The sequence below is a fragment of the Roseomonas populi genome, assembly GCF_024594815.1.
In the GTDB taxonomy this organism is placed as follows: Bacteria; Pseudomonadota; Alphaproteobacteria; order Acetobacterales; family Acetobacteraceae; genus Roseomonas; species Roseomonas populi.
On the sequence record NZ_JANJOU010000001.1, the window covers coordinates 262407 to 287158 of the forward strand.

General features: G+C 71.2%; 24 protein-coding genes. 13 read left to right on the forward strand and 11 right to left on the reverse strand.

The window, feature by feature from the left end; genetic code table 11:
• Positions 1 to 143 precede the first annotated feature (143 nt).
• From NRP21_RS01355 to NRP21_RS01365, 3 genes are all read left to right on the forward strand, one after another.
• The gene (locus tag NRP21_RS01355; protein ID WP_257714366.1) at positions 144 to 1412 is read left to right on the forward strand and encodes a M20 family metallo-hydrolase; all 1269 of its coding nucleotides are present in this window, start codon (positions 144 to 146) and stop codon (positions 1410 to 1412) included.
• A gap of 89 nt (positions 1413 to 1501) precedes the next feature.
• Positions 1502 to 1690, forward strand: a complete 189-nt coding sequence (locus NRP21_RS01360) for a hypothetical protein (RefSeq protein ID WP_257714367.1) — start codon at positions 1502 to 1504, stop codon at positions 1688 to 1690.
• A gap of 233 nt (positions 1691 to 1923) precedes the next feature.
• A complete protein-coding gene (locus NRP21_RS01365) occupies positions 1924 to 2223 on the forward strand; it encodes a hypothetical protein (RefSeq protein ID WP_257714368.1) in 300 nt (99 codons plus the stop codon).
• Positions 2224 to 2315: 92 nt separating this feature from the next.
• Here NRP21_RS01365 and infC read toward each other — a convergent pair whose 3' ends face one another.
• From infC to NRP21_RS01385, 4 genes are all read right to left on the reverse strand, one after another.
• Positions 2316 to 2840, reverse strand: coding sequence for a translation initiation factor IF-3 (gene infC, locus NRP21_RS01370; protein ID WP_257714369.1), 525 nt, complete (start codon positions 2838 to 2840; stop codon positions 2316 to 2318).
• Between the two features lie 178 nt (positions 2841 to 3018).
• On the reverse strand, positions 3019 to 4977 hold the full coding sequence (gene thrS / locus NRP21_RS01375) for a threonine--tRNA ligase (RefSeq protein WP_257714370.1): 1959 nt from the start codon (positions 4975 to 4977) through the stop codon (positions 3019 to 3021).
• A gap of 133 nt (positions 4978 to 5110) precedes the next feature.
• Positions 5111 to 6250 (reverse strand): helix-turn-helix transcriptional regulator, encoded by a 1140-nt coding sequence (locus NRP21_RS01380; RefSeq protein ID WP_257714371.1) that lies wholly within the window; start codon positions 6248 to 6250, stop codon positions 5111 to 5113.
• Positions 6251 to 6424: 174 nt separating this feature from the next.
• Positions 6425 to 7147: an SDR family oxidoreductase gene (locus NRP21_RS01385; protein WP_257714372.1), complete on the reverse strand. Its 723-nt coding sequence runs from the start codon at positions 7145 to 7147 to the stop codon at positions 6425 to 6427.
• Positions 7148 to 7267: 120 nt separating this feature from the next.
• Between NRP21_RS01385 and NRP21_RS01390 the strand changes: the two genes are divergently transcribed.
• A complete protein-coding gene (locus tag NRP21_RS01390; protein WP_257714373.1) occupies positions 7268 to 8158 on the forward strand; it encodes a LysR family transcriptional regulator in 891 nt (296 codons plus the stop codon).
• A gap of 18 nt (positions 8159 to 8176) precedes the next feature.
• Here the strand turns inward: NRP21_RS01390 and purU are convergent, their stop codons facing one another.
• The 3 genes from purU to NRP21_RS01405 form a co-directional block, all read right to left on the reverse strand.
• Complete coding sequence (gene purU, locus NRP21_RS01395) at positions 8177 to 9040, reverse strand: formyltetrahydrofolate deformylase (RefSeq protein WP_257714374.1); 864 nt, start codon at positions 9038 to 9040, stop codon at positions 8177 to 8179.
• A 157-nt stretch (positions 9041 to 9197) separates the two neighbouring features.
• Entirely contained in the window at positions 9198 to 9629 is a 432-nt protein-coding gene (locus NRP21_RS01400; protein WP_257714375.1) for a CBS domain-containing protein, read from the reverse strand.
• A 115-nt stretch (positions 9630 to 9744) separates the two neighbouring features.
• Positions 9745 to 11526, reverse strand: coding sequence for a glucan ABC transporter ATP-binding protein/ permease (locus NRP21_RS01405; protein ID WP_257714376.1), 1782 nt, complete (start codon positions 11524 to 11526; stop codon positions 9745 to 9747).
• Between the two features lie 241 nt (positions 11527 to 11767).
• On the opposite strand from NRP21_RS01405, the gene NRP21_RS01410 reads away from it, so the two are divergent.
• The 4 genes from NRP21_RS01410 to NRP21_RS01425 all read left to right on the forward strand — a co-directional run bounded on the left by NRP21_RS01410 (position 11768) and on the right by NRP21_RS01425 (position 14680).
• Positions 11768 to 12772, forward strand: coding sequence for a Bug family tripartite tricarboxylate transporter substrate binding protein (locus tag NRP21_RS01410; protein WP_257714377.1), 1005 nt, complete (start codon positions 11768 to 11770; stop codon positions 12770 to 12772).
• Between the two features lie 5 nt (positions 12773 to 12777).
• Positions 12778 to 13785, forward strand: coding sequence for a Bug family tripartite tricarboxylate transporter substrate binding protein (locus NRP21_RS01415; protein ID WP_257714378.1), 1008 nt, complete (start codon positions 12778 to 12780; stop codon positions 13783 to 13785).
• A 268-nt stretch (positions 13786 to 14053) separates the two neighbouring features.
• The gene (locus NRP21_RS01420; RefSeq protein WP_257714379.1) at positions 14054 to 14296 is read left to right on the forward strand and encodes a hypothetical protein; all 243 of its coding nucleotides are present in this window, start codon (positions 14054 to 14056) and stop codon (positions 14294 to 14296) included.
• 129 nt (positions 14297 to 14425) lie between these two features.
• Positions 14426 to 14680 (forward strand): hypothetical protein, encoded by a 255-nt coding sequence (locus tag NRP21_RS01425; RefSeq protein WP_257714380.1) that lies wholly within the window; start codon positions 14426 to 14428, stop codon positions 14678 to 14680.
• Positions 14681 to 14908: 228 nt separating this feature from the next.
• Here NRP21_RS01425 and NRP21_RS01430 read toward each other — a convergent pair whose 3' ends face one another.
• Positions 14909 to 15574, reverse strand: coding sequence for a glutathione S-transferase (locus NRP21_RS01430; RefSeq protein WP_257714381.1), 666 nt, complete (start codon positions 15572 to 15574; stop codon positions 14909 to 14911).
• A 224-nt stretch (positions 15575 to 15798) separates the two neighbouring features.
• On the opposite strand from NRP21_RS01430, the gene NRP21_RS01435 reads away from it, so the two are divergent.
• From NRP21_RS01435 to NRP21_RS01450, 4 genes are all read left to right on the forward strand, one after another.
• Positions 15799 to 17028, forward strand: coding sequence for a polyhydroxyalkanoate depolymerase (locus NRP21_RS01435; protein ID WP_257714382.1), 1230 nt, complete (start codon positions 15799 to 15801; stop codon positions 17026 to 17028).
• A 164-nt stretch (positions 17029 to 17192) separates the two neighbouring features.
• Complete coding sequence (locus tag NRP21_RS01440; protein WP_257714383.1) at positions 17193 to 20417, forward strand: PAS domain-containing protein; 3225 nt, start codon at positions 17193 to 17195, stop codon at positions 20415 to 20417.
• A gap of 135 nt (positions 20418 to 20552) precedes the next feature.
• Positions 20553 to 20891, forward strand: coding sequence for a YMGG-like glycine zipper-containing protein (locus tag NRP21_RS01445; protein ID WP_257714384.1), 339 nt, complete (start codon positions 20553 to 20555; stop codon positions 20889 to 20891).
• Positions 20892 to 20971: 80 nt separating this feature from the next.
• The gene (locus NRP21_RS01450; protein WP_257714683.1) at positions 20972 to 21535 is read left to right on the forward strand and encodes a DNA-3-methyladenine glycosylase; all 564 of its coding nucleotides are present in this window, start codon (positions 20972 to 20974) and stop codon (positions 21533 to 21535) included.
• Between the two features lie 33 nt (positions 21536 to 21568).
• Here NRP21_RS01450 and ypfJ read toward each other — a convergent pair whose 3' ends face one another.
• On the reverse strand, positions 21569 to 22504 hold the full coding sequence (ypfJ, locus tag NRP21_RS01455) for a KPN_02809 family neutral zinc metallopeptidase (RefSeq protein WP_257714385.1): 936 nt from the start codon (positions 22502 to 22504) through the stop codon (positions 21569 to 21571).
• A gap of 195 nt (positions 22505 to 22699) precedes the next feature.
• On the reverse strand, positions 22700 to 23125 hold the full coding sequence (locus NRP21_RS01460; RefSeq protein WP_257714386.1) for an organic hydroperoxide resistance protein: 426 nt from the start codon (positions 23123 to 23125) through the stop codon (positions 22700 to 22702).
• 179 nt (positions 23126 to 23304) lie between these two features.
• Here NRP21_RS01460 and NRP21_RS01465 point away from each other — a divergent pair, with 179 nt between their 5' ends.
• On the forward strand, positions 23305 to 23745 hold the full coding sequence (locus NRP21_RS01465) for a MarR family winged helix-turn-helix transcriptional regulator (RefSeq protein WP_257714387.1): 441 nt from the start codon (positions 23305 to 23307) through the stop codon (positions 23743 to 23745).
• A 24-nt stretch (positions 23746 to 23769) separates the two neighbouring features.
• On the opposite strand, the gene NRP21_RS01470 is transcribed toward NRP21_RS01465, so the two are convergent.
• A complete protein-coding gene (locus NRP21_RS01470; protein ID WP_257714388.1) occupies positions 23770 to 24684 on the reverse strand; it encodes a Rossmann-fold NAD(P)-binding domain-containing protein in 915 nt (304 codons plus the stop codon).
• Between the last annotated feature and the right edge of the window lie 68 nt (positions 24685 to 24752).

Genomic DNA, 24752 nt, shown 5'->3' on the forward strand with positions numbered 1-24752 from the left:
TGCCAGGGCATGTGTCGGAAGGCTTTGCGTGAAATCAACGGGGCGGCGGGTTGATCTTCCGGGGTGCGGCGCCGCAAATGCCCGGGCATCTCCGGCCCGGTCACGGGGCCCGGCCCTCCCCACCCGGTCACGGAAGGACCCCCATGAGCGCGAGCACCGCCCCCAACCTGATCGCGGCCGTGGACGAGGGCCGGCAATGGGACCGGCTGATGGAACTGGCGAAGCTGGGCGCCATCACCGGCACGGACGGCTCGCCGGGCGTGAACCGCGCCTGCCTGACGCCGCTGGACCGGGAGGCGCGGCGGCTGCTGATCTCCTGGGCGGAGGGGCTGGGGCTGACGGTTTCCGTGGATGAGATCGGCAACCTGTTCCTGCGCCACGAGGGGACGGATGCCGCGGCGGCGCCGGTGCTGACGGGCAGCCACATGGACACGCAGCCCAATGGCGGGCGGTTCGACGGCATCTGGGGCGTGATCGCGGGACTGGAGGCGGTGCAGGCGATCCGCGAGGCGGGCGTGCAGACGAAGCGTCCGATCGAGGTGGTGGCCTGGACGAACGAGGAGGGCGGGCGTTTCGCGCCGGGCTGCATGGGGAGCATGGCCTATGCCCACTACAAGCCTTCCAACACCTGGGACGCGGTGGCGGACCATGAGGGCGTGACCTTCCGCCAGGCGCTGGACGAGCACCGCAAGGCGGAGGCGGACCTCCACCACCGGCCGCTGGGGGGCAAGCCCTTCGCCTATGTGGAGGCGCATATCGAGCAGGGGCCGCGGCTGGAGGCCGAAGCGAAGGATATCGGCGTCGTCACAGGCATCCAGGGCAGCCGGTGGTTCATCGTGGAGCTGCGGGGCGAGACGGCGCATGCGGGCACGGCGCCGGTTTCCCTGCGGAAGGACGCGGTGCAGGACATGATCCGGGCGATCACGGCGCTGAACGCGCTGATGACGGACCCGACGGACGTGCTGCGCTTCACCGTGGGGCAGATCGACGTGAAGCCGAACACCTCCAACACCGTGGCGGACGTGGTGCGCTTCACCATCGACTTCCGGCACCCGGACAAGGAGTTGCTGATCGCCAATGGGGACGCGATCGAGCCGACGATCCGCAGCGCGGTGAAGAACTGCGAGGTGACGGTGACGGAGCGGTTCCACGCGCTGCCCGTGGAGTTCGACCCGCTGGTGACGGACGCGGTGCAGGCCGCCGCCGACGCGCAGGGACTGGCTTCCCTGGCGCTGCCGAGCGGGGCCTTCCACGACGCGCAGTTCATGGTGCCGCTCTGCCCGACGGGGATGATCTTCGTGCCCTGCCGCAAGGGGGTGAGCCACAACCCGGCGGAATACTCCGAGCCCGGCCAGCTGGCAGCCGGGGCGCGGGTTCTGGCGGCGACGCTGGTGGAGCTGGCGAACCGCTGAGGGGCCCTTCCCGGCGCAACCTCCGGGGAGCGATGCATCCGGGCGGCCTGCGGGCCGTTCGAAGCGGAACAGCCGGGAGGAGTTGGCCCATGGTGCGAAAAGGATCTGTCGCGGCGCTGGCCGCGGCGGCGCTGCTGGCGCTGGCGGGTTGCGGGGGCGCGGTGGTGCCGGACCGGACCAACGAGAACACGAACCCGCTGCGCCGCGACCCGGCCACGAGCCGGCTGCTGAACGAGACGCCGACGGTGTTCGACGCGAACCGGGGGGCGCCCCTCTGAGGGGCTGAGGCCCGGGCGGGGTCCCTTCCCGCCCCGGCCCTCGGCTTTCCCGCGCGGTGGTGCGGGCGGCGCTTCGCGGCCACAGGGCGGCGGTTTCGGTACGAGAACCTTTCCTTTGTCGTTCCCTGGATGGACTATTCCGTGTCCGTTAACGCGGTGCCGGGTTGGTGTTGCGATTCGGCTTAACGGGAGGGCGTGGGACGGTCCGCGCCCTGGGAAAGGGAACGACTGCGATGAGCGACATCCGTTTCGGTAGCCGGAAGCTTGCGATGGCCGCGGTGGCCCTGCCGATGCTGGCCCTGGCGGCCTGCCAGGGGAACACGCCCCCGGTGGACACGAGCAGTGCCCGCGAGCGCGTGGGGGCGCCGATGACGAGCGGGCCGTCCACCCCGCTGCAGACGGATCCGGCGGGGAACACCTTCCGCCGCGAGGGGACCGGCGCGCCGCTGACGCCGGGCGGCACGGGCACGCTGGGCACCACGGGCCCCGACACGACCTTCACCCGCGAGCGCCAGGGTGCCCCGCTGCGCTGACGGGCATTCGCGCCGATCCGGGCGCTGGATGTGAGAAGGGCCCCGATCCGCCGGATCGGGGCCCTTTTTCGTGGCGGCCTGTGCGGGCAGGCCTATTTCGGGGCCAGCACCATGATCATCTGGCGGTTTTCCAGCCGGGGCATGGACTCGACCTTCACGGCCTCGGCCATCTCGTTCCGGATCCGCTCCAGCACCTTCGCGCCGAGATCCTGGTGGGCCATCTCGCGGCCGCGGAAGCGGAGGGTGACCTTCACCTTGTCCCCTTCCTCGATGAAGCTCTTCATTTGCTTCATCTTCACCTCGTAATCATGGTCGTCGATGTTCGGACGAACCTTGATCTCCTTGATCTCCACGACCTTCTGGCGCTTGCGCGCCTCGTTGGCCTTCTTCTGCTGCTCATACTTGAACTTGCCGAAGTCGGTGATCTTGCAGACGGGCGGCTCGGCGTTGGGGCTGATTTCCAGCAGATCCATGCCGACGTCGTAGGCGCGGGCCAGGGCCTCGCGCGCGCTCATCACGCCGACCATCTCGCCATCCTGGTCGATAAGGCGGATCTGGGGCGCGCGAATCTCCTCGTTCACCCGCGGTCCGTCGCGGGTGGGGAGGCTGTTGGGCATAGGGCCTCGGGCCAGGGGTAGTCTCCTGTTGTGGTGGTCTGGGAAGGTTATGGTGCGGGGCGATGGCGTCTGCAACCGTCACGCGGGGAGGTCAAGCCGGATTTTACAATCAGACCGGCGCCGAGACGATCGGGCCGCGGCGCCGGGGAGATTTCAGCTTTCGCTCGGGATCAGAGTTTTACGCTTCGGTTGCCGTGGCGAAGCTGCCGGCGCGGTCGGGCGGGGCGGCCTCGGCCACGAGGCGGGCGATGGCGTCGGCCAGGGGAAGGGTCTCCTGCTCCCGGCCGGGGAGGCGGCGGAGGACGAGGTTGCGCTCCTCGGCCTCCCGCCGGCCGACGACGGCGAGGATCGGGACGCGGGCCTCGATGTGCTCGGCGACCTTGCGGTTGATCTTCTCGTTCCGGATGTCGGTGCTGGCGGCGAGGCCGGCGGCGCGCAGGGCCTCGGCCACCTCCTCCGCGTAGGGGGCGGCGTCGTCCACGATGCTGGCGACCACGACCTGGGTCGGGGCGAGCCAGAGGGGGAAGCGGCCGGCGTGCTCTTCGATGAGGATGCCGAGGAAGCGCTCGAAGCTGCCGAGGATGGCGCGGTGCAGCATGACCGGGCGGTGCTTGGCGCCGTCCTCGCCCACATACTCGGCGTCCAGGCGCTCCGGCAGGACGAAATCGACCTGCAGGGTGCCGCACTGCCAGTCGCGGCCGATGGCGTCGCGCAGCACGAACTCAAGCTTGGGGCCGTAGAAGGCGCCCTCCCCCGGGTTCAGTTCGTACTCGACGCCGGCGGTGGCACAGGCCTCGCGCAGGGCGCCTTCGGCGCGGTCCCAGGTCTCGTCGGTGCCGGCGCGCTTCTCCGGGCGGTCACTGAACTTCACGCGGAAGCTCTCGAAGCCGAAGTCGCGGTAGATGGAGGAGAGGAGGGCGACGAAGCGGACCGTCTCGGAGGCGATCTGGTCCTCGGTGCAGAAGATATGGGCGTCGTCCTGCGTGAAGGCGCGGACGCGCATGATGCCGTGCAGGGCGCCGCTGGGCTCGTAGCGGTGGCAGGCGCCGAACTCCGCCATGCGGAGGGGAAGCTGGCGGTAGCTGCGGATGCCCTGGTTGAAGATCTGCACGTGGCAGGGGCAGTTCATCGGCTTCAGGGCGAGGACGCGGTCCTTCTCGGACTCGTCCTCGACCGTCGCGATGAACATGCTCTCCCGGAACTTCTCCCAGTGGCCGGACTCGATCCAGAGCTTGCGGTCCACGAGCTGGGGCGTGCGGACCTCGTCGTAGCCGGAGGCGTCCAGGCGGCGGCGCATGTAGTCCTCCACCGTGCGGTAGAGGCGCCAGCCCTTGGGGTGCCAGAAGATGCTGCCCGTCGCTTCCTCCTGCAGGTGGAAGAGGTCCATCTCCTTGCCGATGCGGCGGTGGTCGCGCTTCTCCGCCTCCTCTAGCATGGTGAGGTGGGCTTCGAGCTCCTTCGCGTCGCGCCAGGCGGTGCCGTAGATGCGGGAGAGGACGGGGTTGCGGTGGTCGCCGCGCCAGTAGGCGCCGGCGACCTTCTGCAGCTTGAAGGCGGTGCCGATATCGCCCGTGCCGCGCATGTGCGGGCCGCGGCAGAGGTCCAGCCACTCGCCCTGGCGATAGATGCTGATCGTCTCGCTCTCGGGGAGGTCGCGGATCAGCTCGGCCTTGAAGCGCTCGCCGCGCTCCTCGAAGAAGCGGATCGCGTCCTCGCGGGGCCACTCCTCGCGCTCGAACTTCGCGTTCCGCGAGATGATTTCCCGCATCTTTGCCTCGATGGCCGGGAAGTCCTCGGGCGTGAAGGGCTCGTTGCGGGCGAAGTCGTAGTAGAAGCCGTTCTCGATGGCCGGGCCGATCGTGACCTGGGTGCCGGGGAAGAGTTCCTGCACCGCCTCGGCCAGCACGTGGGCGGCGTCGTGGCGGATCATCCCGAGGGCCTCGGGGTCCTTGCGCGTGATGAAGCGGAGGCGCGCATCGGCCTCGATGGGGACGGAAAGGTCCTTGAGGGCGCCGTTCACCTCCATGGCCAGCGCCGCCTTAGCGAGGCCGGGGCCGATGGACGCGGCCACGGTGGTGCCCGTGACAGGCCCGTCGAAGGATCGAACGGAACCGTCGGGCAGCGTGATCGCGGGCATGGGGGTGAGCTGGGCCTTACAAGGAAAAGAGGGCGGGAGAGGTGGCATCCGGCCCAGTGCAGGTCAAGCGCGGGGGCGGCGACGCTGCCGCGCGTGGAGGAAGGGGCACCCTTGGGTGGCCCCCGGCGAGGGTTCAGCCGGGGTGGTCGTGGTAGCCGTTGAAGGTCGTCAGCAGCAGCCGGACCAGCTCGGCCTGCCGGTGCGTCCCGGTCTTGTCGTAGACGTGCTGGAGATGGGTTCTGGCGGTGTTGGGAGAGATGTTCAGCGCCTCCGCCACGGCCGGGATCCCCTCCCCCTGGGCGACGGCGAGGGCGAGGGCCGCCTCGGCCGGGGTGAGGCGGAAATGGCGGCGCAGGTGTTCCGCGGCGGGCAGGGTGGCGGTCTCGGGATCGTTGACGAGGACCATCGCGGCGGCCGGGATGCCCAGGACGAGGCTCCACCCCGTGCTGGACCGGAAGGGGCCGACGAGCGCGGCCAGCGCCTGCCGGCCGGACGGCCGCTCAAGGAGCAGGGTCGCGCGCCGGCCCAGCGTCGAGGCGCCGTCCGGGGCCGCTGCGGCGGCGATCTGGCGCCGCAGCTCGGCCGTCTCGGCGGGGCGGGCGGCGCGCAGCCCGTCCGGGCTATGGGACAGGCCGTCCGCCTGGCGGAGAAGGTCTTCGGCGCGGCGGTTGGCGATGATGATCCGGGATGCGGCGTCCACGATGAAGGCGGCCTGGGGGAGATGTTCCAGGGTCTCGGCCGCCAACGTCTCGGCTTGATGGAGGGCGCCGAGACGGCCGCTCATCTCCATGGCGCGCATGAGGTGAGGCGCGAGCAGCGCGGCGCGCCCGGCCTCCTCCTCGCCGAAGGCGCGGTCGCCGCGCCCGCGGCCGCGGTGGATGGTCACGACGGCCGTGACCGCCTCCGTCTCCAGCGCCTTGACCAGCAGGCATCCGTCGCCGCCCCGTGCCCGGACGAAGTCGTTGTAGAACTCGCTGCGCCGGTAGGTGCTCCAGTCCAGCGCATGGCGATCGACCGCCACCGCCCCGGTCCGCGCGGCGAGGACGCCCGGCCAGAGCGGATTGACCCGGTGCCAGTGGGGATCGTAGCCGCTCAGGATCTCCTCGCCGAGGCCGGTGCTGACCGCGATCTGGGTGTGCCGGTGATCGACGCCGAGGGAACCGCCCTCCCCTCCCAGGAATTCCGAGATCGCGTCGAGGGCGTCGGGCCACCGCTCGTGGTGCAGCGCGGCCTCGTAGACGAGGCCGAGCACGCGTTCCAGGTCGCTTTCCATGATCGCCCCGTTCTGCTTGCGGCGGTGCGGGCAACCTAGCCTCATTCATTTGGGTGAAGGAACGGGGGCCGGACCTCCGGCGGTTCGGGGTGTGACAACCAGCACACGCCGGTTGCGGCAATGAAACTGTGGCGCCCCGCCGCCCGGCGTGCGGCGCAGGCCGGGCGGTGCCCTTCAGGCCTGGGTCGCCGTGGGGCGCACCACGATCTCGTTCACGTCCACGTCCTCCGGCTGCTCCAGGGCGAAGCGGACGGCGCGGGCGATGGCGTCCGGCCGCAGGGCGATCTGGCGGTAGGTGCGCATCACCTCGGCGGCGGCGGGATCCGTGATGGTGTTCGCCAGCTCGCTCTCCACCACGCCGGGGTGGATGCAGGTGACGCGCAGCGCCGAGTTCTCCTGCCGCAGCCCGTCGGAGATGGCGCGGACGGCGTACTTCGTCGCGCAGTAAACGGTGGCGGAGGGGAAGACGGAGAGGGCACCGATGGAGGCGATGTTGACGACATGGCCGGAGCCGCGCGCCGTCATCTCCGGCAGGACGGCGGCGATGCCGTAGAGGACGCCCTTGATGTTGACGTCCACCATGCGCTCCCACTCCTCCACCTTCATGGCGGCCATGTTGGAGAGGGGCATGATGCCGGCGTTGTTCACGATGACGTCCACGCGGCCGTAGGCGTTCCGGGCGGCCTCGGCGAAGGCCTCCATGCTGGCGCGGCTGGTCACGTCCAGCGGGTGGGCCAGGGCCGTGGCGCCGGCCCAGTTCAGCTCCTGCGCCAGGGCCTCGATGCGGTCCGTGCGGCGGGCGCCGAGGACGACGGTGGCGCCCGCCGCGGCGAGTTCCCGGGCGATGCCGGCGCCGATGCCGCTGGACGCGCCGGTGATGAGGACGACCTTGTTCATGGGAGATCCCTTCCGATCCGTTCCGGGCGGTGCCGCCCGGCGACGGGGGAGGAGATAGAGGGATAGGATTAGAGGGATAATCCGCCCTATTCTTCATGAACTGGTAAGTGCAGGTGACGTATGGCGGAGGATCTCGGGGCCGTCTCGGTCTTCGTGGCGGTCGCGGAGGCGCGGAGCTTCCGGCTGGCGGCGGAGCGGCTGGGGGTGACGCGGCCGGCGGTGAGCCAGGCAGTGCGGCGGCTGGAGGACTCCCTGGGGATCGCGCTGTTGCGGCGGACGACGCGGAGCGTGAACCTGACGGAGGCGGGGGAACGCTTCCTGGCCGGAGTGGCGCCGGGGCTCGCGGAGATCCGGGCGGCGGTGGCCGCGGTGGGGGATCGGCCGGAGCGGCCCTCGGGGCTGCTGCGGCTGGCGGTGTCCTCGATCGCGGAGGGGTTCCTCTCCGGGCCGGTGCTGGCGCGCTTTGCCGAGGCCTGCCCCGAGGTCTCGCTGGACGTCACGGTGACGGATGATCGCTTCGACATCGTGGCGGAGGGCTACGATGCGGCCGTGCAGCTGGGAGAGGTGATCGCGCAGGACATGGTGGCGGTGCCGGTCTCCGGCCCGCAGCGGCAGCTCGTGGTGGGCGCGCCGGCCTATCTGGCGCGGCACGGGGTGCCCGGGCACCCGCGCGATCTCGTGGCGCATCGCTGCATCGGGTGGCGGCCGGGGCCGGGGCGGGCGCCGTACCGCTGGGAGTTCGCGGAGGAGGGGCGCGACTTCGACGTGGCGGTGGGGCCGGAGGTCACGACGAACGACATGCGGCTGATGATCCGCATGGCCCTGGCCGGTGCGGGGCTCACCTTCGGGATGGAGGAGAGTTTCCGGCCGTTCCTGGACAGCGGGGAGCTCGTGGCGGTGCTGGAGCCCTATTGCCCGGCCTTCCCGGGGTTCTTCCTGTACTTCCCGGGGCGGCGGAACATGGCGCCGAAGCTGCGGGCGCTGGTGGAGCACCTCCGGCGGGCGGGGTGAGCGCCCGCCGGGCGTGGATCAGTCCCGGAAGACGACGGTGCGCGAGCCGTTGGGGAGGACCCGGTCCTCCAGCCACCAGTGAAGGGCGCGGGAGAGGACGCGGCGCTCGATGTCGCGGCCCTGGCGGACGAGGTCGTCCGGCGTGTCGTTGTGGGAGATGCGCTCCACGTCCTGCTCGATGATCGGGCCTTCATCGAGGTCCGCGGTGACGAAGTGGGCGGTGGCGCCGATGAGCTTCACGCCGCGGGCATGGGCCTGGTGGTAGGGGCGCGCGCCCTTGAAGCCCGGCAGGAAGGAGTGGTGGATGTTGATGCAGCGGCCGGCCAGCTTTGCGGCCAAGCCGTCCGACAGGATCTGCATGTAGCGGGCGAGGACGACGAGTTCGGCGCCGGATTCGCGGATGACGCGCCAGACCTCGCCTTCCTGCTCCAGCTTCGTGGCCTTGGAGACGGGCAGGTGGTGGAAGGGGACGTCGGCGAAGTCGAGGTGCTGGTAGGTCTCGCGCGGGTGGTTGGAGACAATGCCGACGAGGTCCATCGGCAGTTCGCCCAGGCGCCAGCGGTAGAGGATGTCGGCCAGGCAGTGGTCGAACTTCGAGACGAGGACGATGACCTTCCGGCGGACGGCGCGGTCGCGCAGGGTCCATTCCATGCCGAAGCGGGTGCCCACCGTTTCCAGCCCGGCGCGGAGGGCGGGGATGTCGAGGGTGTTCTCCGGGTGGTCCAGGGTGATGCGGGCGAAGAAGCGGCGGCTCTCCGCGTCGTCGTACTGCTGGGCCTCGCGGATGTTGCCGCCCTGCTCGAAGATGGTGGTGGCGACGGCGGCCACGATGCCCGGGCGGTTCGGGCAGGTCAGGGTCAAGACGTATTCAGGGCGGGGCATAGCAGACCTTGGGCGGACCTGTGGGCTGGGCGCCGGCAGTCCCGACGCCACAGCCCCTTGCCACCATGGCGGGGATCGGGCCAGCCCCTATCGGGCCGGGGCAGCCCGGTCGCGGCCCCCGGACTCTGGATGCGCCCTCTGCCCTGCCCCGGCCGGGTCAGCTTGTCGTGACGTATTCCTTCAGGGCCTCGGCCTCGCCCACGGCGGCGTCGATGCGGGCCTTCACGAGGTCGCCGATGGAGACGATGCCGATCACCTGGTCGCCGTCCAGCACGGGCAGGTGCCGGACGCGGCGGTCGGTGATCATCTCCAGGGCGCGGGTGATCGGGGTTTCCGGCGTGACGGTGTGGAGGATCTTCGTCATGCCGTCGGCGGCGGTGAGGCCGTTGATGGCGCCGTTGTTCTCGGCGAAGAGGCGGACGATGTCGCGCTCCGAGAGGATGCCGGCCGGCAGGCCGTTCTCGCCGCGGACGAGCACGGCGCCGATGCGATGCTGGACGAGGGTGCTGGCGACCTCGGGCAGGCTCTGGCCCGGCTCCACGCTCACGACCTCCCGTCCCTTGTTGCGCAGGATGGATGCGATGGTCACGACGTCCTCCTCTGGCGTTCTGCCCTGGTGAAAGGTGTCATGACGCGGCTGTCACGTTACAAGGGGAAACGCCGGCGATCACCGGCGCTTGAACGCCCCCGTCCTGCGGGTCCTCTCAGGCGGCGACGGGGGCGGGCTTCTTCGCCTCCGTGCCGGTGAGCTGGGTCTTCACCAGCTCCGCGAAGCGGCCGCCCTGCGCCACCAGGTCCTCGAAGGTGCCGCGCTCCGCGATGCGGCCGAGCTCGAAGACGAGGATCTCGTCGGCGTCGCGGATGGTGGAGAGGCGGTGGGCGATGATGAAGGTGGTGCGGCCGGCCATCAGGACCTTCAGCGCCTTCTGGACGCGGGCTTCCGTGGCGGCGTCCAGCGCGCTGGTGGCCTCGTCCAGGATGAGGATGGGCGGGTCCTTCAGCAGGGCGCGGGCGATGGAGAGGCGCTGCTTCTGGCCGCCGGAGAGGGAGGTGCCGCGCTCGCCGACCGGGGTGTCGTAACCCTGGGGCTGGCGGGTGATGAAGTCGTGGGCCTCGGCCATGCGGCAGGCCTGCTCCAGCTCCTCCTGCGTGGCGTCCGGGCGGCCGACGAGGAGGTTCTCCCGGATCGTGCGGTTGAAGAGCATGGCGTCCTGGAAGACCACGCCGACGTTGCGGCGCAGGCTCTCCAGGGAGATGTCGCGCAGGTCGTGGCCGTCGATGGTGATGCGGCCCTCGATGGGGTCCCAGAGGCGCTGGAGGAGGGACATGGCGGTGGACTTGCCGGCGCCGGTCTGGCCGACGAGGGCCACGGTCTTGCCGGGCGGGGCCTCAAAGGAGACGTCGTTCAGGATCTTGCCGCCGCCGGGGTAGCCGAAGGCGACGTGCTCGAAGGCGACGTGGCCGGCGGTGCGGCCGATGTCCACGGCGTCCATCTTCTCCGGGACGGAGGAGCGGGTGTCGAGGACGCCGAAGACCTCGCGCAGGCCGGGGACCTGCATCAGCAGGCGAGAGACGAAGCCGACCGCGCCCTCCAGCCGGCCGATGAGCATGGTGGCGAAGCCCATGAAGGAGACGATCTCGCCGACCGTGGCCTCCCCGCGCATGTGCAGCCAGGTGCCGAGGATGAAGATGGTGATGACGGAGATGGTGCTGGCCGAGCGGGTGAGGACGGAGACCACCGCCCACCAGTTCAGCACGGGGAACTGGTGGTCCAGCACCTGGCGCATGATGTCGCCGAAGAGCTTCGCCTCCGCGGCCAGGCGGGTGAAGGACTGGACGACGACGACGTTGGAGAGGGCGTCCTGCGCGTTGCCGGCGAGCTGTGACTGGAAGCTCTCCGCCTTCTCCTGGGCCTCCTGCGTGCGGGAGACGACGAAGGCGGCGACGACGATGAAGACCAGCACCAGGGCCAGCAGCACGAGGGCGAGGCGCCAGTTCATCAGGAAGGTCAGCGGCAGGAGGACGAAGCCGGTGATGAAGGTGGTCAGGTGCTCCCGGAAGAAGGAGAGCCAGATGGCGAAGAGGTGGTCCGTGCCCACCAGCATGATCTTCATCAGCCGCCCCGAGGCCGTGTCTCCGTGGAAGGAGAGCGGCATGGCCAGGACGTGCTGGAAGTAGCGGTGCATCACGGCCAGCCGGTTGCGGTGGGCCATGCGGTCCGCGAGGAGGGAGACGGCGACGTTGGCGGCGATGCCGGTGATGCCGACAGCGCCCCAGACGACGAGGAGGGCGGTGGCCTGGCGCCAGACGATGTCCTGCGGGCGGCGATCGGCGCCGGAGAGGACATCCACCACGCGGCCGAAGAGGACGGGTTCGAGGAACTGCAGGCCGGCCAGGGCGAGGGCTGCCAATGCGAGGCCGATCGCCACCCACTTGTCCGGGGCGAGGAGCCCGAGCACGCGGGCATAGGTCCGGAGAAAGCCCATGCTGGTCCGATTCCTCATCGCAGTCGGTTAGCGGCAGCCGGAGGCGCAACGCCGGAACCCGGGAATCGGATGCAGGCGCCGGAGGAGGGATGCGCGGCGGGCGGCGGCTGTCCAGCCGGTAGCAGGCGCCGGGAGCGTGCGGGCCTTGTCAGGGCGTGGCGGGCGGGGCACCTGTTGCCTTCAGGCCGCGACTCCAAGAGGGGCAGCAGATCCCCGCGCGCGGCCCCCAAGGAGGCCGCCCATGACCCTGTCCCGCCGCGCGGCGCTGGTTGCGCCCGCCCTCTCCCTCCCCTTCCTGCTGCGGGCCGGTGCGGCGCGCGGGCAGTCCGCCTACCCGTCCAGGCCGGTGCGGCTGGTGGTTCCCTTCGCGCCCGCCGGGACCACGGACGTGGCCGCGCGGATCGTGGCGGAGCGGCTGCAGTCCCGGCTGGGGCAGCCCTTCACCGTGGAGAACCGCGCGGGGGCAGGCGGGAACGTGGGCTCCGACCTGGTGGCGAAGGGGGATGCGGATGGGTACCTGCTGCTGATGCAGACCGTGTCCTCCGGCGCGATCAACTACACTCTCTATGGCGACCGCATGCCTTACCGGCCGGACGACCTGGCCGAGGTGGGGCTGGTGACGCGGGTGCCGAACGTGATCTTCGTGACCAATTCCCTGCCGGTGAAGACGCTGCGGGACCTGGTGGCCTATGCGAAGGCCAATCCTGGCAAGCTGAACATCGGCTCCTCCGGCGCCGGCACCTCGCTCCACGTCACGGGGGAGCTGCTGAAGATGCAGGCGGGGATCCAGATGTCGCATGTCCCCTTCCGGGGCGCGGGGCCGATGATGGCGGAGGTGATGGCCGGGCGGGTGGAGGTGGCGGTGGACAACCTGCCCTCCGCCATCGGGCATATCCGGGACGGGCGGTTCCGGGCGCTGGCCGTGACCACCGCGAGCCGGACCCCTGCCCTGCCGGATGTCCCGACCACGGCCGAGGAGGGCTATCCCGGCGTGGAGGCGACGGGGTGGTTCGGCATCCAGGCCCCGGGGCGCACGCCGCGGCCGATCGTGGAGAAGCTCGGCGCCGAGATCGACGCTATCGTGAAAGAACCCGCCACCAAGGCCCGCCTCGCGGACCTGGGTGGCATGATGCCGGAGCTGACCCCCGACGGGGGCACGAGCCCGGCTGCCTTCACCGCCTTCGTGCGGGCCGAGATCGCCAAGTGGGGCGACGTGGTCCGGCGATCCGGTGCAACCGTGGAGTGACGCCTATGACCATCCGTTCCATCACCCGCCGCGGCGCCCTTCTGGCGGTGCCGGCCTTCGCCGCCCCCCTGGCCGCGCCTTCCGTGGTGCGGGCGCAGGGCGGTGCGGCGGGGAACTACCCGAGCCGGCCGATCCGGATGATCGTGCCCTTCCCCGCCGCCGGCGCGACGGACCTGACGGCGCGGGTGGTGTGCGAGCGGATGGCGACGATCCTCGGCCAGCCCGTGGTGATCGACAACCGGCCGGGCGCGGGCGGGAACATTGGGACGGAGATGGTCGCGAAGGCGGAGCCGGACGGCTACACGCTGCTGACCTTCACCATCGGCACGGCGAGCATCAACCAGTTCCTCTACACGAAGCTGCCCTTCGACCCGCACAAGGACCTGGCGAGCGTCGCGCTGATCAACGAGGTGCCGAACGCGGTTGTCGTCGGGGCCGATAGCCCGTTCAAGAGCTTCCAGGACCTGATGGCGGCGGCGAAGGCGAAGCCGGGGGACATCAACTTCGCCAGCCCGGGCAACGGCACCTCCGGGCACCTCTGCGGCGAGCTGCTGAAGTTCAAGACGGGGGTGAACATCACCCATATCCCTTATCGCGGCACCGCCTCCATCATCCCGGACGTGATGGCGGGGCGTTGCGACGTGGCGATCGACAACCTGCCGGGCTACCTGCCCCACCTGACCGCCGGGCGGATGCGGGCGCTGGCCGTGACCTCCGGCACGCGCTGGCCGGCCCTGGCGAACGTGCCGACCGTGAAGGAATCCGGGGTACCGGACTTCGAGGCGGTGGCCTGGTTCGGCTTCCAGGCCCCGGGGCGGACGCCGAAGCCGATCGTGGACAGGCTGGCGAAGCTGGTGACGGACATCGTGGCGGAGCCGGCGGTGATCGACCGGCTGCGCGAGATCGGCAGCACGCCCAAGCCCCTAGGGCCGGAGGCGCTGGACCGCTACATCGCGGCCGAGGACGAGAAGTGGCAGGCGGTGGTGAAGCAGTCCGGGGCTCGGCTGGACTGAGGCTCGGCACAGCCGGTTGCAGGCCGGGGGGGTGAGCCCTCCCTGGCCCCGACGGCCTGGGCGGGGCTGCGGCCGGTGCCGGCCAGCGCCGAGCAGCGTCGCAGCCGGGTTACAGGTTGGCAGAAACTTGCCGGTCGATGCGATTCTGTCGCATTGCGCAATTAACCCAGGTTGTAGGCCATCTTCTACTCTGGAACGATGGCGGTGGCTGGGGCTGCCCCGGCAGGAGCAGACCTGGAGCTGAAATGACTGTCATCACGAGGCTTGGATGACATCGGACGACCCTCGCCCGCTACCCAGCGGGCCCGAGCAGCTCGATGCCATGCTGGAGGAACTGATCGCCCGCTTCAACGAGCGGGATCTGGAGAGGGTTCTGCTGCGGGACGTGGGACTGTCGCTGATCCAGCGGCTGGCCTCGCCCGAGGAGGTGGAAGGCATCGCGGCGCGCTGGCGGGATCGCTGGCGGGAAACCGTGCGGCTGGAGAGCATGCCGATGCGAAGGCAGGGCTAGGCCGGGACGGGCGGGCCGGTCCGGGACCTCTCGGACCCGCTTCCAATAATTCCACTATCGCAATATATTTTGAGGGCTACGCATCCGGCACCACCGCCGCTTGCCCATTGATTTGTTGGACGGGATGACATGACCACGCCACCCGGCAGCGCCTCCGGCATTACCCGCGTGCTGGAAATGCGCGATTCCGCGCGCGGAACCAGGACGGTGGCGGTGGAATTCGAGACCGGCTCCGGGTCCGGGGCCGTGATCGTGACCGTCGATGCGGCCGGCAAGCTTAGTTTCAACTCGGTGTTCCGGGACCCGGCGTCGGTTCGCCCGCCATCCTCAGCCAAAGAGCGTCCGGCGGCACTTCGGGCGCCAACCGCCGAGGCTTCCAGCTAGGCGGCGTTGCGCCTGGCGGTCCATCGCCCGCGACCGGCGAGAGCGAAAAGCTGCACATGGGCTGCGGGGCCAGCCCCCACCCCTTGAGGCGGCTGCCTCCCCCGCCCGTTCACTCCTGGCCGCTGCCGCCCGGGTCCGGGTAGTCGAGGATCCGGGGTAGCGGGTCCTGGTGCGGGGAGGCTGGGGCAGGCTGGCTGGGCCACCTCTCGAAGGCCCCCTGCCCCCTGCCTAGAACTCGGCTTCGACCTCGAGCTCGTGAATGGGGGGCTCCGGCTCGTGCTGGGCGGCGGCGACCCATTCGGCCATGGGTGCCCATTCCATGATCGTCTCGGCGTATTTGGCGCAGGCGCCCTCCATCTTCACGTCATAGGTGAGGAAGCGGGTGATGACGGGGGCGTACATGGCGTCGGCCACGGTGGGATGGTGGCCCATCAGCCAGGGGCCGCCCCAGTGGCCCAGGCATTCCCGCCAGATGGAGACGACACGCTCGATGTCCGCGCGGGGGCCGGACCAGATGCGGAAGCCCGGGCGGTGGGCGCGGAGGTTCATGGGAAGGGAGGCGCGCAGGGCCTGGAAGCCGGCGTGCATCTCCCCGGCGATGGAGCGGCAGCGGGCGCGGGCGGTGGGGTCGGCGGGGAGCATCCGGGCTTCGGGGAAGCGCTCGTTCAGGGTTTCCGCGATGGCGGTGGTGTCCCAGATGCGCAGGCCGTCCATCAGCAGGCAGGGAATGCGGATGGAGGAGGACTGGAGGAGGAGCTCGGCCCGGACGGCGGGGTCGTCCAGGTTCACCGCCTCTACCGCGGCGTCCAGCCCGGCCAAGCGGCAGAGGAGGTGGCCCCGGAGCGACCAGGAGGAGTAGTTGCGGCTGCTGATGAGGAGCCGGGGCCGGTCCATGCAGGAAATCCTCTCCGCCCTTTGCCTGTGGGCTCGCCCTGGGGCGCCCGGCGTTCATGCCAGAACCGTTCCATACCCGCCACACCACGCGCCTGGGAATGGGGCCATGTGTTCCGCGGGATACAGGGGAGATTGACCAGCGTCGTGTGACCTCTCACTTTTCAAACCCACGATGCTCTGGGCCGTTCTATCCCCATGCGCCTGATACCGACGATGCGGCCCGAATGATCTACCAGATCTGGCAGGCGCAGCAGGACATCCAGTTCCCCATGCGGGCCTTCGCCGAGAGCGCGGGCCGGATGCTCCGGCAATGGGAGCCGGTGACCGCCTCCGTCCCCCTCGCGGCTCCGTTCATCCGCACGGCGGGCGCGGCGATGGAGCTGATCGCCCATGCCCGCACCACCCATACCCGGCCGAACTACGGCTTCACCACCGCGCAGGTGGGGAACCGCGCGGTGGAGGTGACGGAGGAGGTGGTGCACGAGACCCCCTTCGGCACCCTGCTGCGCTTCGCCAAGGACACGGCGGTGCAGCAGCCGCGGGTGCTGGTGGTGGCGCCGATGTCCGGGCACTTCTCCACCCTGTTGCGGGGCACCGTGGAGGTGCTGCTGCCCGACCACGACGTGTACATCACGGACTGGGTGAACGCGCGGGACGTCCCCCTCTCGGCCGGGGAATTCACCTTCGACGACTTCACCGACCACATCATCCGGTTCCTGGAGGTGATGGGGCCCGGGGGCCACGTGCTCGCGGTGTGCCAGCCGGCGCCGGCGACGCTGGCGGCGGTGGCGGTGATGGCCGAGGCGCGGAACCGGGCGACGCCGGCGAGCATGACGCTGATGGCCGGGCCGATCGACACGCGGGTGAGCCCGACCAAGGTGAACGACCTGGCGAAGTCCAAGCCGATCGAGTGGTTCGAGCGGAACCTGATCGGGACGGTGCCGGAGCGTTACGCCGGGGCGGGGCGCCGGGTTTATCCCGGGGCGGTCCAGCTGCAGGCCTTCATGTCCATGAACATGGAGCGCCACATGAAGGCGCACCGGACGCAGTTCGAGAACATCGTGGCGGGGAACGTGGAGGCGGCGGCGGCCCATCGGCGTTTCTACGACGAGTATTTCGCCGTGATGGACCTTCCGGCGGACTACTACCTGCAGACCGTGCAGCGGATTTTCCAGGACCACGACCTGCCGCGGGGGGAGCTGACCCACCGCGGCCAGAAGGTGCGGCCGGAGGCGATCCGGCGGACGGCCCTGCTGACGGTTGAGGGGGAGCGGGACGACATCTGCGCCATCGGGCAGACCATGGCGGCGCTGGACCTGTGCCCGAATATCCCCCTGGCGAACCGGCACCACCACCTGCAGACGGGGGTGGGGCATTACGGGGTGTTTAGCGGGCGGCGCTGGGCGAACGAGGTGTACCCGCGCGTGCGGGCGATGATCCAGGCGAACAGCTAGGGCGCTTGGCCACGCTTCCGGCCCGCGGCCGGGCGGGCGGTGTAATTCCGGCGTCAGGAAGTTCCTGCTATCATCCCGGCCAAGGACCGGCCTAGCCGTTGCTGTGACTGCGGGGCAGACGGCCCCCTGTTCCGGGTCGGTACCTCCCGGAGAGACTGTTGCCCTTGCCCGAGCCGACCGATCCGCGGCGCTGGACCGAAGCCGAGCGGTTGGCCGCGCTGGAGCGGACCCGCCTGCTCGATACCCCGCCCGAGCAGGCCTATGACGACCTGGTGCGGCTGGCGGCCGACCTGACCGGCACCCCCATGGCGGCCATCCACCTGGTGGACGCGGACCGGCAATGGGTCAAGGCCGAGTTCGGGCTGGGCGTGCGGGAGATGCCGCGGGGCGATGCCATCTGCCCCACGGCCATGCTGGATCCGGAGGGGCTGGTGGTGCCGGACGCGTCCCGGGACCCGCGTTTCGCCGGCAGTCCGGCGGTGGCGGGGGGCCCGGCGATCCGCTTCTACGCGGGCGTGCCGCTGGAATCCGACGGGGTGCCGATCGGGGCGCTCTGCGTGCTGGATACGGAGCCGCGCGAAGGGCTGGACGCGAGGCAGCGCTTCGCCCTGCGCGCGCTGGCGGCGCAGGCGAGCAGCCAGATCGCCCTGCGGCGGGCCCTGGCCGACCGGGAGCAGGCCGACCGGCTGCACCGTGAGACGCTGAACAGCGTGACGGATTACGCGATCATCTCCATGGACCGGGAAGGCCGGGTGATCGCGTGGAATGCGGGCGCGGCGAATGTGCTGGGCTGGTCTGAGACGGAGATGCTCAGGCAGGAAGGGCGGCGCATCTTCACCGAGGAGGACCGGCTCGCCGGGCGGCCGGAGGAGGAGATGCGGGAGGCGCTGGAGAACGGGCGCGCCTCCGACGAGCGGTGGCACCAGCACCGGGACGGGTCGCGCTTCTGGGCGAGCGGCGAGCTGATGCCGCTTCGCGGCGAGGCGGGCGCGATCATTGGCTTCGTGAAGGTGCTGCGCGACCGGACGGGGCAGCGGCGGGCGACCGAGGCGCTGGAGGCGGTGAACGAGCGCTATCGCCTGGCATCGCGGGCGACGAACGACGCGATCTGGGACTGGGACCTGCGCCGGAACGAGGTGGGGTGGAACGAGGCGCTGGGCTCCGCCTTCGGCTGGCGGCCGGAGCAGGTGGAGCCCACGGGGGACTGGTGGATCGCGCAGATCCACCCGGAGGACCGGGCGCGGATCGACCAAAGCATCCACGCGGTGATCGAGGGGACGGGGACGAGCTGGGCGGGCGAGTACCGCTTCCGCCGGGCGGATGGCAGCTACGCCTCCGTGCTCGACCGGGGCTACGTGACGCGGGATGCCGCGGGCGCGCCGGTCCGGATGATCGGGGCCATGCTGGACCTGACGCCGCGGACGGAGGCGGAGCGGGCGCGGCGGGAGGCGGAGGAGCGGCTGCGGCTGGCCGCGACCGCCGCGCGGATCGGCACCTTCGACTTCCGGGTGGCCGAGGGCGTGCTGAGCTGGGACGACAGGTGCCGGGAGTTGTTCGGGCTGCCGCCGGGTGTGCCGGTGAGCTACGAGGACAGCTTCCTGGCCGGGCTGCACCCGGAGGACCGCGTGCGGGCGGACGCGGCGGTGGTGCGGGCGCTGGACCCTGCGGGGTCGGGCGCCTTCAATGTCGAGTACCGCACCATCGGGATCGTGGACGGGGTGGAGCGCTGGGTTTCCGCCAGCGGCGAGACGAGCTTCCAGGACGGGGCGCCGATGCGGCTGGTGGGCACCGTGCTGGACATCACCGCGCGCAAGCGGGCCGAGGAGGCGCTGCAACGGCTGAACCTGACGCTGGAGCAGCAGGTGGCCGAGCGGACGGCGGACCGGAACCGGCTCTGGCAGCTCTCGGCCGACATCGTGATGGTGGCGCGGCTCGACGGGACGATCACGGCGGCGAACCCGGCCTGGGCGGTGGTGCTGGGCTGGACGGAGGCGGAGTTGGTCGGGCGGGCCTTCCTGGACCTGGTGCATCCGGAGGACCTGGCGCGGACCTGCGAACTCGTGGCCGGGCTGTCCGCGGGGATGGCGCCGCGGCGCTTCGAAAACCGCACCCGCGGGCGGGACGGGCGGTACCGCTGGATCGCCTGGACGGCGGTGCCGGGCGAGGGGCTGATCAACGCTGTGGGCCGCGACGTGACGACGGAGCGCGAGGCGGCGGAGGCGCTGGCCCGCGCGGAGGAGAGCCTGCGGCAGAGCCAGAAGATGGAGGCCGTGGGGCAGCTGACCGGCGGCATCGCGCACGACTTCAACAACCTGCTGACGGGGATCACGGGTTCCCTGGAGCTGCTGCGGCGGCGGGTGGCGCAGGGGCGGCTGGAGGACGTGGACCGGTACGTGACGGCGGCGCAGGGGGCGGCGAAGCGGGCGGCGGCGCTGACGCACCGGCTGCTCGCCTTCTCCCGCCGGCAGACGCTGGATCCCCGGCCGACGGAGGTGAACCGGCTGGTGGCGGGGATCGAGGAGCTTGTGCGGCGGACGGTGGGGCCGGAGATCGCGCTGGAGGTGGTGCCGGCCGCGGGGCTGTGGACCGTTCTGGTGGATCCGAACCAGTTGGAGAACGCGCTGCTGAACCTGTGCATCAACGCGCGCGACGCGATGCCGGATGGCGGGCGCATCGCCATCGGGACCGCGAACACCTGGGTGGATGCGGGGGCTGCGGCGGAGATCGGGCTGGAGGAAGGGGATTACGTCACGCTCCGCGTGACCGATACGGGCACGGGCATGGCGCCGGAGGTGGTGGAGCGCGCCTTCGATCCCTTCTTCACCACCAAGCCGCTGGGCCAGGGCACGGGGCTCGGGCTCTCCATGATCTACGGCTTTGTGCGGCAGTCCGGCGGGGGGGTACGGGTGCAGTCGGAGCCGGGCCGGGGCACCACCATGTGCCTCTTCCTGCCGCGCCACCACGGGGTGGCGGAGGCGGAGGCGGTGCAGGCGCGCGCGGCCCTGCCGCACGCCGATGCGGGTGAGACGGTGCTGGTGGTGGACGACGAGGCGACCGTGCGCATGCTCGTCGCCGAGGTGCTGGAGGAGTTCGGCTACACGGCGGTGGAGGCGGCGGACGGGGCTTCCGGGCTGAAGGTGCTGCAATCCGACCTGCGGGTGGACCTGCTGATCACCGATGTGGGCCTGCCCGGGGGCATGAACGGGCGGCAGTTGGCGGATGCGGCGCGGGTGCTGCGGCCGGAGGTGAAGGTGCTGTTCATCACGGGATATGCCGAGAACGCGGCGATCGGCAGCGGGCAGCTGGAGCCGGGCATGCACGTGCTGACGAAGCCGTTCGAGATCGGCGCGCTGGCGGCGCGGATACGGGACGTGATCGGCGAGGGGTGAGAGGCGGGGCAGGATTGGGGCGGTGCGGCCACTATCCGGCCGCCTTGCCCTGGCATATTCCCTACTGGGCGCCGTGGAACGGATCCCCGGCACGGCCGTTTTCATCCGTGCTGCCTTTGTTGATGGGAGACGAACGTGAAGCGCCTGGGCAAATCCTGTCTTCTGGCGTTGGCGCTGGCCGGTGGCCTGACTGCCTGCACCAACCCCTATGACCCCAACCAGCGCGCGCTGGGCGGTGCCGCGATCGGCGCGGGCAGCGGCGCGGCGCTGGGCGCCATCGCCGGCGGCGGCCGGGGCGCCGCGATCGGCGCCGTTGCGGGCGGGGCCGTGGGCGCCATCACCGGTGCGGCCACGACGCCGCAGCCGGCCCCTGTTTATGGCTATGGCTACGCGCCGGCCCCGGCGCCCGCGCCGGGATACTACTACGCGCCGCCGCCCCCGCCCCCGCCGCCGGGCTACTACTACCGGTACTGAGCGGGCGGGCCGCCCGGCCGGGTCCAGGAGATTCGGCCGGTGCCCCCACCCGATGGTTTGAGGCGGAAGCCAGCGTGAGCATGGCGCCGATCCCACAAGCTTTCTTCGCGCGGCCCGCACCGGATGTGGCCAGGGACCTGATTGGCGCCACCCTGCTGGTGGACGGGGTCGGGGGCTTGGTCACCGAGACGGAGGCCTATGATCACGAGGATCCGGCCTCGCACAGCTATGCCGGGCGAACCGCGCGGAACGCGTCCATGTTCGGGCCGCCCGGGCACGCCTATGTCTACCGGTCCTACGGCCTACACTGGTGCCTCAACCTCGTCTGCGGCACGGAGCCGGCAGGCAGCGCCGTGCTCATTCGCGCGCTGGAGCCTGTTGCGGGCATCGAGGCGATGCGACAGCGGCGTGGCACGGCAGTGCCGAGGCTGCTCTGCGGCGGACCTGGCCGGCTGAGCCAGGCGCTCGGCGTGACGGGGGCCCTGGATGGCTGCCCAGTCGATCGGCCGCCCTTTCTCGTTCTCGCCAGGGAGCGGGAGGTTCCGGTCGTCAGCGGGCCGCGCATCGGGATCACGCGGGGGACCGAGACGCCATGGCGCTTTGGCCTGCGCGGATCCGCCTTCCTCAGCCGCCGCTTCGGGTGACTGCCCCGGGCAGCGCGCGCCCCCTCCCCGGCCTCAGCCGTTGAAGGTGTCGCACTGGCGGACGTCGCCGCTGTCCAGGCCGCGGCGGAACCACGTGGCGCGCTGGCGGGAGCTGCCGTGGGTAAAGTTCTCCGGGCTGATGCGTCCGCCGGTGACGCGGTCGTCTCCCACGGCGGCGGCGGCGTTCAGGCCTTCCTCAACGTCGCCCTGTTCCAGGATCTGGCGGGCCCGGTTGGCCTGGTTGGCCCAGACGCCGGCGAAGCAATCGGCCTGCAGTTCCACGCGGACCTGGAGCTGATTGCGCTCGGACTCGTCCATGCGGGCCTGGGCGCGCTGGACCTGGGGGAGGACGCCCAGGAGGTTCTGGACGTGATGGCCGACCTCGTGGGCCACGATGTAGGCGGCGGCGAAGTCGCCGGTGGCGCGGAGCTGGCGCTGGAGCCGGGCCATGAACTCGAGGTCGATATAAACCTTGCGGTCCTCGGGGCAGTAGAAGGGGCCGGTCTGGGCCTGGGCGAAGCCGCAGCCGGACCGGGTCTGGCCGGAGAAGAGGACGAGGACGGGCTCCTCGTAGCGGCGGCCCAGGCGCTGGAACTGCTCGTTCCAGACCTGCTCGGTCTCGCCGAGGACCTGGGCGATGAAGCGGCGGCCGCCATCCTCGGAGGGGGCGGCCCGATCCTGGGGAGCGTTCTGGGCCTGACGCGGGGCATTGCCGCCTGAGGGGCCTGGGTCGAAGCGCCGTTCCTGCGGGGCGGGCTGGGGCGGGGGCGCGCCGTCTCCACCGCCGAGGATGACGGAGGGGTCCACGCCGAAGAGAAGGCAGACGACGAGCAGCACCACGCCGCCGATGCCGCCGACGGCGATGCCGCCGCCGCGGCCCATCCCACCGCCGCCGCCAAAGCCACCGCCGAAGCCACCCTGGCCGCGGCGATCTTCGACGTTCTGGCTTTCGGGTCCGTCGAGGCGCATGGGGCGAAACCGTCCTGGATTGTAGGCGGATCGCCAACGCCACCTGTGACCGGGAGTTGCCGAGAGGGTGGCCCGAACGCGCGCAGCCCCGGCGCGGAGGGGGCGCCGGGGCTGCAGCCGGCGCGGGAGGCGCGCGCCGGCCGGGTCAGGAGGGAGCTTCGCGCCCCGATCGGGCGCCCGGTTCAGGCGCCCGGTTCAGGCGACGGTAAGCTTCACGTCCACGTTGCCGCGGGTGGCGTTGGAGTAGGGGCACACCTGGTGGGCCTTCTCGACCAGCGCCTCGGCCTCGGCACGCGGCACGCCCGGCAGGGAGACGGTCAGGGCGGCGGTGATGCCGAAGCCACCCTCCGAGCGCGGGCCGATGCCGACCTCGGCGGTGACGGTGGCGTCCGCCGGGACCTTCGGGCCGCCCTGGGAGGCGACGAACTTCATGGCGCCGAGAAAGCAGGCCGAGTAGCCGGCCGCGAAGAGCTGCTCCGGGTTGTTGCCCTCGCCGCCGGCGCCGCCGAGTTCCTTCGGCGTGGCGAGGCGGACATCGAGCGCGCCGTCCGCGGTGGTGGCGCGGCCGTCGCGGCCGCCCGTTGCGGTGGCGGTGGTGCGGTAGAGGACGTTGACGGACATGGCGGGTGTTCCAGCAAGGGCCCCGCCCCGTGCGGGGACCGTCGACATTTATATTGCGCGATAAATTATCGAGCACGATTGCAATCCCTGCATGGAAGCCATGCAATGGATCGTCCCCTAAAATTTCGTGAACGACCTAAATCTACTCGCGTTCCTCCCTCGAACCATCTGGCAAGGTCATGACCGAGTCGCTGCCCCGACCGGCGGAGCTGCTCTGCTTCTCCGTCTACGCCGCCGCCCACGCGATGAACCGGGTTTACAAGCCGCTTCTGGAGCGCCTGGGGCTCACCTACCCGCAGTACCTTGTCATGCTGACCCTCTGGGACGAGGACGGGCAGACCGTGGGGCAGGTGAGCGAACGGCTCTTCCTGGAATCCAGCACCATCACGCCCCTGCTGAAGCGGCTGGAGGCGGCGGGGCTGGTGACGCGGGAGCGGGACCGGACGGATGAGCGCGTGGTGCGGGCGCGGCTGACAGAGGCCGGGCGGGCTCTCCGGGAGAAGGCGCTGGACATTCCCGGCTGCATTCTCGGCGCCACGGGGCTGGACCTGCCTGCTGCGGTGCGGCTGCGGGACGAGGTGGACGGGCTGCGGAAGTCGCTGGAGCGGGCGGCGGACTGAGGCACGGCCGGGGGCGGTGCCGCCTCAGCGCGGGCTGTCCCTCCCCTCCTTTGGCCCCTCCTTTGGCCCCTCCTCCGCCCTCTCCTCCGCAAGAATGGCGGCGAGGCCTTCCCGCCAGCTCGGGTAGCGCCAGGCGATGCCGAGGGCGGCCTTGGTGCGGGCGCTGGAGATGCGGCGGTTCTCCGCCCAGAAGGACAGGGCCATGGGGGACATGGCCGCCCGCGCTGTCTCGAAGGGGATGGCGGCCGGGGGCGGCAGGCCCAGCATCCGGGCGGCCCCCTCGGTGACGGCCGCGCTCTCGGCGGGCTCGTCGTCGGCGAGGTGGAGGACGCGGAGGCCGGGGGGCGGCGGGTTCGACGCGGCGGCGAGGACGGCGCGGGCGATATCGTCGCAGTGGATGCGGCCGAAGGCGTGGCCGGGCCTGACGGTGCGGCGGGCGGTGCCGGCGCGCAGGTCGTCCAGCACGGAGCGGCCGGGGCCGTAGATGCCGGCGCAGCGGAGGAGGTCCACGGCGGCGCGGGTGGCGAAGGCTTCCCACTGGAGCTCGGCGGCGCGGCGGCGGATGGAGCGAGGCTGGGCGGGGGCGGGTTCCGTCGTCTCGTCCACCCAGGCGCCGCCTCGATCGCCGTAGACGCCCGTCGTGGAGAGATAGCCGATCCAGCGCAGAGGGGCGGCCGCGAGGGCGGCGGCGTGGGCGGCGAGGACGGGGTCGGGCCCCTGCCCCGCCGATTCTGCTGGTGGTGCGGTGACGGCAAGGTGGGTGGCGCCGGCGAGGGCCGGGCCGGCCTCCGCGAAGGGCAGGAGATCGACGCCCGGAGGCGGCGCTGCCCTGGCCGGGTTGCGGGCGGTGGCGGTGACGCGCCAGCCGGCCTCCGCCGCGTGGCGCGCGATGGCCGTGCCGCTGAAGCCGAGGCCGATGACGAGAAGGTGGCGGTCCATGCGCCATCCTTGGCGGCTGCGGTGGCGGGTGGCCAGGGGAGGTCGCGGCGCGGAAGGCCGCCCGGCGC

What these genes read in the sequence shown, in the direction of transcription:
- thrS (WP_257714370.1), bottom strand. Translation starts at nt 4,977, where the DNA reads ATGCCCGCGATCACGCTGCCCGACGGTTCCGTTCGATCCTTCGACGGG.
- NRP21_RS01425 (WP_257714380.1), top strand. Translation starts at nt 14,426, where the DNA reads ATGACCACGCCACCCGGCAGCGCCTCCGGCATTACCCGCGTGCTGGAA.
- NRP21_RS01415 (WP_257714378.1), top strand. Translation starts at nt 12,778, where the DNA reads ATGACCATCCGTTCCATCACCCGCCGCGGCGCCCTTCTGGCGGTGCCG.
- NRP21_RS01365 (WP_257714368.1), top strand. Translation starts at nt 1,924, where the DNA reads ATGAGCGACATCCGTTTCGGTAGCCGGAAGCTTGCGATGGCCGCGGTG.
- NRP21_RS01450 (WP_257714683.1), top strand. Translation starts at nt 20,972, where the DNA reads ATGGCGCCGATCCCACAAGCTTTCTTCGCGCGGCCCGCACCGGATGTG.
- NRP21_RS01430 (WP_257714381.1), bottom strand. Translation starts at nt 15,574, where the DNA reads ATGGACCGGCCCCGGCTCCTCATCAGCAGCCGCAACTACTCCTCCTGG.
- NRP21_RS01360 (WP_257714367.1), top strand. Translation starts at nt 1,502, where the DNA reads ATGGTGCGAAAAGGATCTGTCGCGGCGCTGGCCGCGGCGGCGCTGCTG.
- NRP21_RS01355 (WP_257714366.1), top strand. Translation starts at nt 144, where the DNA reads ATGAGCGCGAGCACCGCCCCCAACCTGATCGCGGCCGTGGACGAGGGC.
- ypfJ (WP_257714385.1), bottom strand. Translation starts at nt 22,504, where the DNA reads ATGCGCCTCGACGGACCCGAAAGCCAGAACGTCGAAGATCGCCGCGGC.
- NRP21_RS01385 (WP_257714372.1), bottom strand. Translation starts at nt 7,147, where the DNA reads ATGAACAAGGTCGTCCTCATCACCGGCGCGTCCAGCGGCATCGGCGCC.
- NRP21_RS01470 (WP_257714388.1), bottom strand. Translation starts at nt 24,684, where the DNA reads ATGGACCGCCACCTTCTCGTCATCGGCCTCGGCTTCAGCGGCACGGCC.
- NRP21_RS01410 (WP_257714377.1), top strand. Translation starts at nt 11,768, where the DNA reads ATGACCCTGTCCCGCCGCGCGGCGCTGGTTGCGCCCGCCCTCTCCCTC.
- NRP21_RS01460 (WP_257714386.1), bottom strand. Translation starts at nt 23,125, where the DNA reads ATGTCCGTCAACGTCCTCTACCGCACCACCGCCACCGCAACGGGCGGC.
- infC (WP_257714369.1), bottom strand. Translation starts at nt 2,840, where the DNA reads ATGCCCAACAGCCTCCCCACCCGCGACGGACCGCGGGTGAACGAGGAG.
- NRP21_RS01465 (WP_257714387.1), top strand. Translation starts at nt 23,305, where the DNA reads ATGACCGAGTCGCTGCCCCGACCGGCGGAGCTGCTCTGCTTCTCCGTC.
- NRP21_RS01420 (WP_257714379.1), top strand. Translation starts at nt 14,054, where the DNA reads ATGACATCGGACGACCCTCGCCCGCTACCCAGCGGGCCCGAGCAGCTC.
- purU (WP_257714374.1), bottom strand. Translation starts at nt 9,040, where the DNA reads ATGCCCCGCCCTGAATACGTCTTGACCCTGACCTGCCCGAACCGCCCG.
- NRP21_RS01380 (WP_257714371.1), bottom strand. Translation starts at nt 6,250, where the DNA reads ATGGAAAGCGACCTGGAACGCGTGCTCGGCCTCGTCTACGAGGCCGCG.
- NRP21_RS01390 (WP_257714373.1), top strand. Translation starts at nt 7,268, where the DNA reads ATGGCGGAGGATCTCGGGGCCGTCTCGGTCTTCGTGGCGGTCGCGGAG.
- NRP21_RS01435 (WP_257714382.1), top strand. Translation starts at nt 15,799, where the DNA reads ATGATCTACCAGATCTGGCAGGCGCAGCAGGACATCCAGTTCCCCATG.
- NRP21_RS01405 (WP_257714376.1), bottom strand. Translation starts at nt 11,526, where the DNA reads ATGGGCTTTCTCCGGACCTATGCCCGCGTGCTCGGGCTCCTCGCCCCG.